This is a genomic window from Burkholderia sp. WTPI3, from assembly GCF_021483755.1.
Classification (GTDB): Bacteria; Pseudomonadota; Gammaproteobacteria; order Burkholderiales; family Burkholderiaceae; genus Burkholderia.
In genome coordinates this window covers 1-11775 of the sequence record NZ_JAGIXF010000138.1, presented here as the reverse complement: position 1 = coordinate 11775, position 11775 = coordinate 1, and the positions used below count along the sequence as shown (strand labels likewise).

13 protein-coding genes and 2 pseudogenes are annotated in these 11775 nt (G+C 65.0%); 9 read left to right on the top strand and 6 right to left on the bottom strand.

From position 1 onward, the window contains the following. Nucleotides 1-30 precede the first annotated feature (30 nt). Together J7024_RS34740 and J7024_RS34735 are read left to right on the top strand one after the other, a co-directional pair. Nucleotides 31-1578 carry a TolC family protein gene (locus J7024_RS34740; protein WP_234745900.1) on the top strand — a complete coding sequence of 516 codons (1548 nt, stop codon included), beginning with the start codon at nt 31-33 and terminating at the stop codon, nt 1576-1578. A gap of 318 nt (nt 1579-1896) precedes the next feature. Then, nucleotides 1897-2604 (top strand): MgtC/SapB family protein, encoded by a 708-nt coding sequence (locus J7024_RS34735; protein WP_076478711.1) that lies wholly within the window; start codon nt 1897-1899, stop codon nt 2602-2604. Between the two features lie 46 nt (nt 2605-2650). Here J7024_RS34735 and J7024_RS34730 read toward each other — a convergent pair whose 3' ends face one another. Next, complete coding sequence (locus J7024_RS34730) at nt 2651-3370, bottom strand: autoinducer binding domain-containing protein (RefSeq protein ID WP_124828380.1); 720 nt, start codon at nt 3368-3370, stop codon at nt 2651-2653. Between the two features lie 73 nt (nt 3371-3443). On the opposite strand from J7024_RS34730, the gene J7024_RS34725 reads away from it, so the two are divergent. From J7024_RS34725 to J7024_RS34710, 4 genes are all read left to right on the top strand, one after another. Next, a complete protein-coding gene (locus J7024_RS34725; RefSeq protein ID WP_124828381.1) occupies nt 3444-3887 on the top strand; it encodes a DUF4902 domain-containing protein in 444 nt (147 codons plus the stop codon). 210 nt (nt 3888-4097) lie between these two features. Next, nucleotides 4098-4706 carry an acyl-homoserine-lactone synthase gene (locus J7024_RS34720; RefSeq protein WP_124828422.1) on the top strand — a complete coding sequence of 203 codons (609 nt, stop codon included), beginning with the start codon at nt 4098-4100 and terminating at the stop codon, nt 4704-4706. Between the two features lie 53 nt (nt 4707-4759). Further along, nucleotides 4760-5521, top strand: a complete 762-nt coding sequence (locus J7024_RS34715; protein WP_175750399.1) for a hypothetical protein — start codon at nt 4760-4762, stop codon at nt 5519-5521. A gap of 949 nt (nt 5522-6470) precedes the next feature. Further along, a complete protein-coding gene (locus J7024_RS34710; RefSeq protein ID WP_124828382.1) occupies nt 6471-6857 on the top strand; it encodes a VOC family protein in 387 nt (128 codons plus the stop codon). Here the strand turns inward: J7024_RS34710 and J7024_RS34705 are convergent. Next, nucleotides 6821-7480 (bottom strand): GNAT family N-acetyltransferase, encoded by a 660-nt coding sequence (locus J7024_RS34705; protein ID WP_175759912.1) that lies wholly within the window; start codon nt 7478-7480, stop codon nt 6821-6823. The two genes, J7024_RS34710 and J7024_RS34705, sit on opposite strands and share 37 nt — an antisense overlap. Nucleotides 7481-8312: 832 nt before the next feature. Next, nucleotides 8313-8963 (bottom strand): GTP cyclohydrolase II, encoded by a 651-nt coding sequence (ribA, locus tag J7024_RS34700; RefSeq protein WP_234745899.1) that lies wholly within the window; start codon nt 8961-8963, stop codon nt 8313-8315. 176 nt (nt 8964-9139) lie between these two features. On the opposite strand from ribA, the gene J7024_RS34695 reads away from it, so the two are divergent. Beyond that, nucleotides 9140-9601 (top strand): CBS domain-containing protein, encoded by a 462-nt coding sequence (locus tag J7024_RS34695; protein WP_124828384.1) that lies wholly within the window; start codon nt 9140-9142, stop codon nt 9599-9601. Nucleotides 9602-9754: 153 nt separating this feature from the next. Here the strand turns inward: J7024_RS34695 and J7024_RS34690 are convergent, their stop codons facing one another. After that, a complete protein-coding gene (locus J7024_RS34690; protein ID WP_124828385.1) occupies nt 9755-10084 on the bottom strand; it encodes a DUF4148 domain-containing protein in 330 nt (109 codons plus the stop codon). A 282-nt stretch (nt 10085-10366) separates the two neighbouring features. Here J7024_RS34690 and J7024_RS37220 point away from each other — a divergent pair, with 282 nt between their 5' ends. Together J7024_RS37220 and J7024_RS34685 are read left to right on the top strand one after the other, a co-directional pair. After that, nucleotides 10367-10501 (top strand): hypothetical protein, encoded by a 135-nt coding sequence (locus tag J7024_RS37220; protein WP_268838736.1) that lies wholly within the window; start codon nt 10367-10369, stop codon nt 10499-10501. 97 nt (nt 10502-10598) lie between these two features. Further along, nucleotides 10599-10997 (top strand): GreA/GreB family elongation factor, encoded by a 399-nt coding sequence (locus J7024_RS34685; RefSeq protein ID WP_124828386.1) that lies wholly within the window; start codon nt 10599-10601, stop codon nt 10995-10997. 4 nt (nt 10998-11001) lie between these two features. Here J7024_RS34685 and J7024_RS34680 read toward each other — a convergent pair. Next, nucleotides 11002-11584 (bottom strand): annotated as a pseudogene (locus J7024_RS34680) (IS256 family transposase); the annotation flags it as partial. Nucleotides 11585-11627: 43 nt separating this feature from the next. Beyond that, nucleotides 11628-11775, bottom strand: a pseudogene (locus tag J7024_RS37415) (contractile injection system protein, VgrG/Pvc8 family); the annotation flags it as partial.

Below are 11775 nucleotides of genomic sequence, written 5' to 3'. Positions count from 1 at the left end.
TTCAAGCCACCACGACGGAGTCCGCCCACCATGCGCGTACCTGAACCGCCGGTCGCGTCGCTCGCCGCCGCAGCGCTCGCGACTGCCGTCGCGCTGGCCGGTTGCGCGACGTCGTCAATCGACCTGGCGCCGGAAGCGCCCGACCGTCCGTGGCAGCCGCAAACATCGGCCGCCGGCGACATCGTGACGGCGCCGCCGCTGGCGTCCGCGCAACGCGCACCGCATGACTACACGCTGCCGGCCTCGCCCGCGCTCGCGTCAGTCCCGCCGCCCGCCGCGCTCGATTCGACACACCCGTACACGCTGCCCGAGCTGATCGATCTCGCCGAATCGACGAACCCGCTGACCCGTATCGCATGGAACGACGCGCGCAACGCCGCGCTCGCGGTCGGCATCGCGAAGGCCGCATACCTGCCGAACCTGTCCGCGACGGCAATGGGCGCGTACCAGACGAGCCACGGCTCGACCTCGACGATCCTCGGCGACGCGTCGAGCAACTCGACCGTGCACGGCACGATTTCGGCGTTGTCGCTGCAATGGCTGCTGTTCGATTTCGGCGGCCGCGCGGCGCGGGTCGAGGCGGCCGAGCAGGCGTCGGTTGCGTCGAACGTCGCGTTCACGGCCGTGCACCAGCAGGTGATCCACGACGTAACCGTCGCGTACTATCGCTACGAAGCCGCCCGCTCGCGCGCGGCCAGCGCGCAGCAGGGTCTCGCGAACGCGGACGCGATCCTCGCGGCGTCCCGCGCGCGGCTGAAGCAAGGTGTCGGCACGGTCGTCGAGCTCGCTCAGGCGACGCAGAACCGCGCGCAAGCGAATCTCGCGCTCGTGCAGGCGAACGGTACGGAAAGCGACAGCTACCTCGCGCTCGTTTCCGCGCTCGGCATCTCGCCGCTGTCGAAGCCGTCGATCGCCGCGCTGCCGAAGCGGCCGCTGCCGCCCGCGCTCGCTTCGTCGGTCGACGCGATCGTGTCGGACGCGATCGCGCGCCGCCCCGACCTGCAGGGCGCATATGCGCTCGAGCAGGCCAATCGCGCGAAGATCAAGGCTGCGGAAGCCGCATTCATGCCGAAGATCTTCCTGTCCGCGTCGACGTCCTATGCAAGCGGCGGCACGGCCATCTCCGCGCTGCCGGCAATCGGCGACCAGGCGCCGACCGTCAACCTGAACGGCAGCCGCTACGGCGGCGGCGTGTTCCTCGGCGTGACGATCCCGCTGTACGACGGCGGCCTGCGCTCCGCCGTGCTGATGCAGGCACGCAACGACGCGCAGAGCGCGTCCGCGCGGCTCACGCGCACCAAGGAGGAAGCCGTCCGCCAGGTCGTCGCCGCGCAAAACGCGGTGCAAACGAGCCTCGCATCGCACGACGCGGCCAAGGCGCTCGTCGACGCCGCGCAGACCAGCTACGACGCGGCGCTGACCGCGTACCGCAACGGCGTCGGCTCGGTCACCGATGCGACGATCGCGCAAAGCCAGTTGCTCGCCGCACGCAACGCGGAAGTCGACAGCTACGCCGGCGCGATGTCCGCCGCTGCCGCGCTCGCGCTCGCGACGGGCACGATCGGTTCGTCGCAATGACGCGCCTGCTGTGCCCGGCCCGCAGCCAAACTCGTTGACGCCGGCGTGCGCGGCCCACTAGAATGCCGCCCATTCTCCCTTCAGGAACCATCGTGGACAGTTGCAGCACTCCGTTGCGTGCGCCACTTGCCGCCTGAACGCCTGTCCGACGCAGTTCTCCCGCCCGGCTCGCGTTCCGCGAGCCCGCACGCCACCCGTTTCACACTGAATGACGCATTCGCACGCTACAGTAGCGCGCGATGATGGCCATCGTGTCGCTTTCGGCATAACGCCGTCGCGACCCGGGCCGGCATGTGCTCCTTGCACGGCAGGACAACCATGACTCTCGATTTCGCACTTCGTCTTTTCACCGCGTTCGCCTGCGGCGTCGCGATCGGCCTCGAACGCCAGATGCGGCAACGCACGGCGGGCCTGCGCACGATCACGCTCGTCGCGAGCGGCGCATGCCTGTTCGTCACGCTCGGCGTGCTGACCGGCAACGGCGTGGCCGGCGTCACGCAGATTGCCGCGTACGTCGTGTCCGGCGTCGGCTTTCTCGGCGGCGGCGTGATCATGCGCGACAAAGGCTCGATCCAGGGCATCAATACGGCCGCGACGCTGTGGTGCTCGGCCGCCGTCGGCGTACTGTCAGGTTCCGGGCATTACGTGCCGGCGCTCGCCGGCACCGGTGTCGTGCTACTCACCAATACGGTGCTGCGCGGCGTCAGCCAGGCGATCAACGCGACGCCCGTGTCGAACGCCGATCTCGTGCGCGAGTATCAGATCACCGTGATCTGCCTGGCCGCCGACGAAGTGCATATCCGCACGCTGCTGTCGAATTCGATGTACGCGAAGCCGCTGTCGTTCCAGAGCCTGACGAGCGAGGACGTGCCCGACCAGCCGGACCGGCTGAAGGTGACCGCGACGCTGAAGCTGCATCCGAAGGATCAGCAGAAGCTCGAACAGATCGCGAGCCGGATGAGCATGGAGAAGAGCATTTCCAGCGTGAGCTGGACCGCAAAGGAAGCGGAACCGCTGATGGAATGAGCGGCGGCGGGCGGCTCGGCATGACCGCCCCACCGCCGGTGCCGAGTCAGGGCGTATCGATGAGTCCGGCCGAAATCGCCTTGACCACCGCCTGCACCTTGTTGGTCGCGCCCAGCTTCTCGAGGATGTTGTTGACGTGGAAGTTGACCGTGCGCTCCGAGATGCCGAGGATCTGGCCGATCTCGCACGCGGTCTTGCCTTCGGCCGTCCAGCACAGCACCTCGCGCTCGCGCGCGGTCAGCGTGACGCCCGCCTCGGGCGACAGCTTCGGCACCATGAAACGGCTCATCAGCGAATGCGACAGGTTCGCGAGCCAGTTCGTCTGCAGCGTCAGCATGTTGATCTCGGCAGGTGTCAGCCGGTCGGCATGACGCGCGATGCTCAGCAGCCCGAACGCGCCGCGCGCTGCCCAGCTCGACTGCGCGACGCCCACCGACAACCCGAACTCGCGCGCGTCCTGCCATAGCGGGCACGAGTCGATCCGGTCGACGTCCGGCCAGACGATCATGTTGGTGCTCTGCATGCCGTCACGAACCGTCGAGTCGATCTCGATATAGTTCTGCGCGTGGTAGTGCTCCATCCATCCGTCGGGATAAGTGTTAAAGATTGCCACCGCCGGCTTCGAGACGGGCAGCGGCACGCGAATGCCGTAACAGCAATATTCGAAGCCCAGACGTTTAGAATAAGCGGCGATCCGCTGGAAGAGCTGCTGCTCGTCTTCCGCGGCGCTAAATTGTTGGTAGGCATCCTGCCAGCGCAATTCCATTCTTTCTCCGACAACGTCACGCTGTCATACCTGTCAGGTGCCAGCACCGGTTGGGGGCTGATACATTCCGCGCATGACTTCACCTTTGTTGCATCCGGTCCGCGGCCCGTCCCCGGACGGTTACGTGCGCCTGTGCGAAACCGCACTGGCCACGCTCGTGCTCGACCATGTCGCGAGCGGCCTCGATGCATCGCTGCTCGCCGAACTGCGCGACAGCGCGATCGATGCGCGCCTGGCCGGCTACACCGAATGGCATCGCCCGGCCAGTGCCGGCGTCGCATACCTGACGGTCGGCTGGGACTGGTATCTCGAACGCGCGACGGGCACGTTCGTGATCGCGGGCGGCGACGTCCGCAGCAACATCATGGTCGTCGACGCCGCAGGCGCCGACATCGGCATGGCCTGCACCGCCGCCGCGCTTGCCGCGCGGCTCGCCGGCGTCGACTGGGCCGCCGCGGTCGCCTCGGCGTTGCTCGGCCGCAACGATGCCTATCATGCCGGTCCGACGCTCCAGTGACAACCGGCCGCGAATTCCTCTGATGTTTCCGCGCGCATGGCGCTCTTTATAAGCAAAAGCGGCCGGCATTTCAATCCCGTCGATCAAGAAACCGGTGCCACCGGAAAAACCGTGTCGGCCCACCTTCACCCTGTAAGAGTTACCAGTTACCGCCCCCTCGGGACGCGCGCTGTAATGCGGGCATACCAAAGTACAGATCCGAGGACACCCATGCGGACCTTCGTTCACGATGAAGGGCGGTTGCCACACGAACTTGCAGCGGATCTAGGGCGCTATCGGCGCCATGTGTTCGTCGAACAACTCGGTTGGGCGCTCCCGTCGGCGAACGAAAGCTTCGAGCGCGATCAGTTCGACCGCGACGATACCGTCTACGTGTTCGCGAGGAACGCCGGCGGCGAGATGTGCGGATGTGCCCGCCTGTTGCCGACCACTCGCCCGTATCTGCTGAAGTCGCTGTTTGCCGACCTGATCGCCGAAGACGTCCCGTTGCCGCAATCGGCTGCCGTCTGGGAACTGTCGCGGTTTGCGGCGACGAGCGACGAAGGCGGCCCGGGCAACGCCGAGTGGGCCGTGCGCCCGATGCTCGCCGCGGTCGTCGAATGCGCGGCGCAGCTGGGCGCGCGGCAGTTGATCGGCGTGACGTTCGCAAGCATGGAGCGGCTGTTCCGCCGGATCGGCGTGCACGCGCACCGCGCAGGCCCGCCGAAACAGGTGGACGGTCGTCTGGTCGTCGCGTGCTGGATCGACATTGATCCGCAAACGTTTGCTGCACTTGGGATCGAGCCGGGGCAAGCTGCCCGGCAAGCCATCGCCGCCTGAGCCGGAACGCGCGTAGTCCGCCCGGGCGGCATCGTAACGAAGGAGAAACCACTGTGGACCAGTCTCAGGTCTTTCGCGCGATGATGCCCGGGTTGACGAGCGCCAGCGGCGCCCGCATCGCGGTTGCGTACCCGTCGTTTCCGCGGCCGCTGCCGCTCGTGCGACTCGATCGCCGCGGGCTCGTGTTCCGTGCGGCCGGCGCCGCGCCGCTCGTCTGCGGACTACCGCGCGCCGCCACGCTGCTGGCCGCCGACGCACCGCTCTGCTCGCTGCGCCTCGTGATTCGCGACGTCGCCCCTGTCGGCGACGGCCGGCACGACCTGACGATGCAGCCGTCCGGCGCCGCCGGCGACGAGCTGCTGTGGCACGCGCTGCGCGAGCGCGAGCCGTATCGACAGCTCCGGCAGCCGCTCGCGCCCGTCGACGCGGCCATTGCGCCGAACGGCGAGCCGCGGGCGGGTGGCGATGGCACCGCGCGTCCGTCGCGCAGCGCGGCATTCCGGTTGCGATGCCACAGCGATGCGCTGTTCTTCGCCGACTGGCTCGAATATCACTTCGACGAACTGCGCGCGCTGTCGCACCGGCACGGGCCGCAACTACAGCTCAACCAGCTTCAGCGAAAAGTGTCTGACGACGAGGTCGGCGTGCGCTTCGTCTACGACATCGACGGACACGCGACGCGGCACGTACTGACCGACTGCGCGCGCGACGCCTGTGCGTGGATCGAGACCGAGATGCGCAACAAGTACGCGGTGCCGGTCGCGCAGGAACGATTCGGTGCGTTTCCCGCGCATGCTTGGGCGAGCGGTATGTGAGGTACCGCGACCGCGCCACTGGGTGACGGCGCCCCTCGGGAGGATAACCGGCCGACGGCAGCCCCCTGCCGAACACCGGCAAGGGCCGCGCGACAGCGCCGGTGCCGTTATCGGGAAGGTGTGTCTGCGCTGCGTTGCACAATTACAACTAGGGCTTGCCATCCCTCGGGTTTTCCCTTAAAGTTCGATCTGTCTCCTCCATGTCTCCAAACATGGATTCAGCCCGCTCCAGTAGCGGGCTTTTTCTTGCCTGCAATAATTTATTGGGGACGCATTGCCGCCCTATCCGCCTGCGGCGGACACCTTTGCCGGCGCTGGCAAGTAGTAGAGGAAGACAAACATCAGCGCGAGAACCACGATCAATACAAGCAGCCGGTACAACCAGCCTTTTCGAGTGCCCGGAAGGTCCGACACGCCGCTCGCATCGCCCGTCAGCACCATCAGCGCCCGACTGCCAGCCCCGCTAGCACCATCGTCCCCTTCGCGCCCCAACCGAACGCGACTTCCAGCGCAGCCCTCAAACGAGACTGGCGAGAGGGCCCGGCAAACGGCCCGGGCAGGTTAGGCTTGCGCATCGTGTTCGCAGCCGATCCGGCATGCATGCGGCGCATCGCATCCGCGCGTCAGCAACAGCATAAACGGGACAAAGACGACTCCGTCACCACGCCTGCCTATCGACTCACGACAGGCGGAACGCCACCATTACGCCCGCACACGAGCCGCCGATCGCGCCGCCGTACGGCACCGATATCCGGAAACTTTCGAAGCACGTGGCATCGCGCGATCGCTATGGCGATGAGTGTCTTATGGAGGAGGCACCCCGAAAACGCGTTCCGCCGGGGCGCTCCAATATAAATACGACTGCGATGGCCGCAAGCGCGGATGCTTGCACAAGCGACACACTCGCGGCTTATCCTCGACAGAACCGCTACGCACGCCCAAGGCCCTCATGCACGCCCACCTGCGCATCGCCCGCCCTGCCGCTGACCTGGCCCGAACCGAACGCATGTACTGCGGCGCGTTCGAATTGTCGGCGCTCGCGCGCTTCGACGATCACGACGGCTTCTCCGGCGTGATGCTCGGCCGCGAAGGCCTCGACTACCACTTCGAATTCACGCACTATCCGGCGCATCCGGTTGCACCGTCGCCGACGCCGGAAGACCTGATCGTCTTCTACCTGCCCGACCCTCACGCATGGGAAGCCACATGTGCCCGCGCAACCGCGCACGGCTTCATGCGTGTAACGTCGTTCAATCCGTACTGGGATGCATCAGGACAAACGTTCGAGGACGCCGACGGCTACCGGATCGCCCTGCAGAACGCCGCATGGCGTTGAGAAACGCCCCGCGCGACGCAACCCGCTACGCGCCGGTTACGCCCCCCCGTGCCGCCACTCCGGCAATCGAACGCAGGCGAACGCGCGACATAAACGACGTGCGACCGCAGCGCATGCCCCTCCGGCAACTCAGGATGGTCGAAGTCGCGCACCGGTTGCCGCTCCATGCCGATTCGCTGCATCACGCGTTGCGATCGCAGATTGCCTTGCGCAGTCCACGCGAAAATGTCGGCGAGCCCGATTCGCGCGAACCCGTCGACCAACACCGCGGCAGCCGCCTCGGCGATATAACCATACCCCCACGCTGCACGCGCCTGCCGCCACGCAATCTCGACGCAGGGCGCCATCGGATGCGTATCACGAACTTCGCGCGACAGTCCGCATAGCGCGATCAGCGCACGGTCGGTCTTGCGCTCGACGGCCCATTGGCCGAAACCGTGTTCGCCGAAATGCGCTTCGAAACGCTCGATACCGGCGCGCGCCTCGTCGACGCTCATCGGCCCGCATGCCAACCACGCAGTGACATCAGGATTCGCATGGATCGCCGCAAACGGCGCTGCATCTTCCGGCCGCCATCGACGCAACCTCAGCCGGGCGGTGTCGATTTCCAAAGATGCACTCATGCCTGTCGATCCCTTGTCGCCGCACAGGTTCTTGCACCGCCGCGCGCGACGATTCGTTCCATGTTCGATCCGGCCTGCGGCACATCACGCGTCGCACGCTTGTGCGACACGCCCGCCCTGCCGAAACCGCTCGATGATCGCAATGAAATGCGCGAATGTCACGGGGCGGGTCATTTTGAAACCGCTTCCAAACGCGAATACGCTCTCCCATGCCTATCCTCGCGTCCAGATCGGTCGCCGCCAGCAAACGGGCAGAACGTGACGTTGCCCTGTGTCGAATGCCGCAAAATAGTCACCGCCTGTGGCATGCCCACCGGCGGCGCGTCGAACGCAAGGGATCAGATCGCGCACCCGACCTCGGCACCACGCAATGCATCGCCGATCGATCCGGCTGTGCGGAAGGCGCTTACGTCGCGTTAGAGAACCGGACTTGGCGTCAGAACTCGAGCCGCATACGACGGACCGGCCGGAAGGAGTGGACTGAAGAAGGACAGCTCCGGATAGCAAGCACGATGGTCGACCACGGGGTAGCTCACCCGCGATAGCCACCGGCACGCATGCCTGCAGATGGAACCGACACTTGCCGCCGCAAGCGCGCGGGCGCTCGCCCATCGCGCGGCCCAGGCGCGTGCCTGACATGAATATGGGCCCAGCGTGGCCCCTTTCCCGTGCGGCGGTCGCTACGGCAAGTGCCATCGGCAGACAATCGCCGAATTTTCACTTGCCGCACTCGACCGCCCATGTGCCGAGCGGTTTATTTAGACTTTTAGAACCAAGGCCTTAGAAAACCATTCGCCGAGCCTGAGCAACTTCAGGCAGAAGCGGGTTTCTGTTACTCGTTTTCTTCGAAGTAATGGCCGAACTTGACCTGCTTGGTCCGGATATAGCGCTCGTTTTCCTCGCGCACCGGCACCGCAAGCGCCACGCGCTCGCACACGGGAATGCCGTGCTTCGCAAGCGTGTCGAACTTCTTCGGATTGTTGCTCATCAGTCGCACCGACGTCACGCCGAGGATCCGCAAAATCGCGGCGGCGGAGTCGTATTCACGCGCGTCGTCGGGCAGGCCGAGATCGAGATTGGCCTCGACGGTATCGCGCCCCTGCTCCTGCAGCGCATACGCACGAATCTTGTTGCTCAGGCCGATGCCGCGCCCTTCGTGGCCGCGCAGATACAGCAGCACGCCGCGGTCTTCCGCGGCGATGTAGCGCAGCGCGAGATCGAGTTGCTCGCCGCAATCGCAGCGGTAGGAGCCGAACACGTCGCCGGTCAGGCACTCGGAATGCAGCCGCGTCAGCACGGACTGCTCGCCGGAGACGTCGCCCATCACGAGCGCGAGGTGTTCGGCATCGCTGCCCGATACGCGGAAAGCGTACGACGTGAACGTACCGTAGCGCGTGGGCAGCGACGCGGTGGCGACGAGCGTCACGCACTCGTCGGCCTGGCCATTGCCCGGCGTGGGCGATTGGGGACGCGAAGACATCATGAATTCAATCGAACGATCAGGAATGTAGGAGTTACGTGGATAGTGCGTGCCCGGAGTTTACCGCTAATCTGGAAACGTCACGCGACTGCCGCCACAGGCCCGGCTATACTGGCCTCATCGGGTGTCGCGCATCACGCCCTGCCTTCCCTGCATCGTTCTGCACACGGAGAAAGCAAATGAGCACGACTGTCGCGCAGATTCTCAAAGCCAAGCCTGATTCGGGCCGCACGATCTACACCGTCACGAAAGCCGATTTCGTCTACGACGCCATCAAGCTGATGGCGGAAAAGGGCATCGGCGCGTTGCTGGTCATGGACGGCGACGACATCGCGGGCATCGTTACCGAACGAGACTACGCGCGCAAGGTCGTGCTGCAGGATCGTTCGTCGAAGGCCACCCGCGTCGACGAAATCATGACGACCAAGGTGCGCTACGTCGAACCGTCGCAATCCACCGACGAGTGCATGGCGCTGATGACCGAGCACCGGATGCGCCACTTGCCCGTCCTCGATGACGGCAAGCTGATCGGCCTGATCTCGATCGGCGACCTCGTGAAGAGCGTGATTGCCGACCAGCAGTTCACGATCAGCCAGCTCGAGCACTACATCCACGGCACGCCCACGGTCACGTCCGCCTGACCCCGCCCCAGCAAAAAAGGCCCAAACGCGCGAGCGTCTGGGCGGAAAAGCCGCCGGAATGCGGCGACGGAGGTTCTGCTCTGCTAACGCGGACGCGCGCGCATGGCGCGCGTCCCGTCGGTCATATGCTGCGCTCGGGCAGACCCGGGGTATTCAGTTGCCGAAGTAGACCGAATTCACTGGATTCGGGGCTTCGTGCGTCATGCGGCGGCCCGACTGGCCGGCGGCGGTCGCCACTGCACCATAGCCACTTGTATCGGCTTGCGCGAGCATCGGCTGGTTCGGCTGGATGCGTTGTTCTGCTACCTGGACGTTCTGCGGATATTGCGCATCGCTCGCGAGCGGCTTGTAGCCGTTCTGTTCGAGTTGCACGAGATCGGCCCGGACCTGTGCGCGGGTCAAGCCCTGGTCGGACTGTGCGAACGATGCAATCGGGGCGGCAAGGACGGATGCAGCGATCGCTGCGTAAATGATCGACTTCATGATGGACCTCCGAAATATGTTCTCTTTTGACCTCGCCTCCGGCAGAACTGTCTGAAGCGATGAAAGAAGTGTAGTTCCCTCAACACCAAGGGGAAACCCTTGGTTTGGACATACAGCGTTGCGTTTTTGACAAATATTGGCGGCTGTTCACCCATGAAATAGCTATCACTTAAATCATTTCCACAACAATACCTGACGAAAGGCCGACACCCGACTCACCGCCCCGGAAGGTTATGTTGTAGAATCGTAAGGTTTTATTCGCCCCTCGATATTCGATCTATCATGCACGCGCTCACGCTCCTTTCCATTTCGCCGTCCGGTCCGGCCGGCGTGCGTGTGCGCGTCGACCATCCGGCGCACCCCTACGCTCGACGCACGGCCCAGGCGCCGCTCGCCGCCGCCCGGCGCCTGATCTGACGGACTGGTCTCCTCCCCGGAGCCACGTCAGACGGGCTCCGGGCGATCCTCATAGGCACGCCACACCCGCCCCATGCCGATCATTTGGAGAACCTCCATGAAACAACGCCTTTACCAGTTGACCGAACTCGACGTCGCCCGCCTCGAGAAGCACGCCGAAAACAATCCCCGATTCCAGACGATGCTCGACACGCTGCTCGAGCGCGCCGATATCGTCCAGCCAGACGCCGTGAAAGCCAACGTCGTCACGATGAACTCGCAGATCACGCTGCTCGACGAAGCATCGCAGGAACAGGCCACGTGGACGATTGTTTATCCCGATGCCGCCAATCTCGAACTGGGGCGCCTGAACGTGTTCTCGCCGGTCGGCATGGCATTGCTGGGTACGCAACGCGGCCAGCTCGTCAAAGTCATGCAGCCGAGCGGCATCGAGAAGCTGATGAAAGTCTCCGCCATCGTGTTCCAGCCGGAAGCCAACGGCGAATACACGCGCTAACGGCGCCGGCCGTCTTGAGATCGTTGAAGACCTTCATCCAGAACTTGGCGCCTTCGGTGCCTTCGATCCACAAGCCCAGAATATCGCGTGTGCCGTCGGGTAGAACGCCCAGCGCAAGGTAGATCGCCTTGTTGCGCACCACGGCGTCTTCGCGAATCTTGACCCGTAGCGCATCGAAGAACACGACCGGGTACATGGGTTCGAGCGGCCGCGCTTGCCAGCGCGGTCACTTCGGCCATGACCTCGTCGGTGACCGAACTGATGAAATCGGGCGAAACCGCGGTACCGTATTGCTCCTGTGGAAATTCCTGGATCTCGCGCACGGTCATGCCCCGGGCATACATGGCGACGATCTTGTCGTCGAAGCCCGTGAAGCGCCTCTCGTGTTTGGGCATCAGCAGCGGCTCGAAGCTACCGTCGCGGTCGCGAGGCACCTCGATACGGATCGGGCCGTCCTCGGTCAGAACCGTCTTGGCGCCCGAGCCATTGCGCTGGTTGGTCACGGCGCTCGGCTTGGCAGCGCCTGGCGGGTAGCCGAGATGGTGACTCATCTCGCCGCTCAGCGCCCGCTCGATCAGCGCCTTCTTGGTAAGCGCCCGAGCAGCACCGTAGTGCAGGTTGTTGACGACGGAGATCCGTCTCGCTCTGTCGACACCACGAGCGCACCGCTGGCTCGCGGTTCAGGCTGAAGCGGAATCGGCCCTGCAGTTGCGGATAGCGATTGAGGATATCGGAGACGATCTCCTGCGCCGTCTGTTCGAACCAGCCTTCGTCGTCA

Bases quoted from the DNA above. Each gene is read 5' to 3' on its own strand.
- J7024_RS34740 (WP_234745900.1), top strand. From the start codon at position 31: ATGCGCGTACCTGAACCGCCGGTCGCGTCGCTCGCCGCCGCAGCGCTC.
- J7024_RS34735 (WP_076478711.1), top strand. From the start codon at position 1,897: ATGACTCTCGATTTCGCACTTCGTCTTTTCACCGCGTTCGCCTGCGGC.
- J7024_RS34730 (WP_124828380.1), bottom strand. From the start codon at position 3,370: ATGGAATTGCGCTGGCAGGATGCCTACCAACAATTTAGCGCCGCGGAA.
- J7024_RS34725 (WP_124828381.1), top strand. From the start codon at position 3,444: ATGACTTCACCTTTGTTGCATCCGGTCCGCGGCCCGTCCCCGGACGGT.
- J7024_RS34720 (WP_124828422.1), top strand. From the start codon at position 4,098: ATGCGGACCTTCGTTCACGATGAAGGGCGGTTGCCACACGAACTTGCA.
- J7024_RS34710 (WP_124828382.1), top strand. From the start codon at position 6,471: ATGCACGCCCACCTGCGCATCGCCCGCCCTGCCGCTGACCTGGCCCGA.
- J7024_RS34705 (WP_175759912.1), bottom strand. From the start codon at position 7,480: ATGAGTGCATCTTTGGAAATCGACACCGCCCGGCTGAGGTTGCGTCGA.
- ribA (WP_234745899.1), bottom strand. From the start codon at position 8,963: ATGATGTCTTCGCGTCCCCAATCGCCCACGCCGGGCAATGGCCAGGCC.
- J7024_RS34695 (WP_124828384.1), top strand. From the start codon at position 9,140: ATGAGCACGACTGTCGCGCAGATTCTCAAAGCCAAGCCTGATTCGGGC.
- J7024_RS34690 (WP_124828385.1), bottom strand. From the start codon at position 10,084: ATGAAGTCGATCATTTACGCAGCGATCGCTGCATCCGTCCTTGCCGCC.
- J7024_RS37220 (WP_268838736.1), top strand. From the start codon at position 10,367: ATGCACGCGCTCACGCTCCTTTCCATTTCGCCGTCCGGTCCGGCCGGC.
- J7024_RS34685 (WP_124828386.1), top strand. From the start codon at position 10,599: ATGAAACAACGCCTTTACCAGTTGACCGAACTCGACGTCGCCCGCCTC.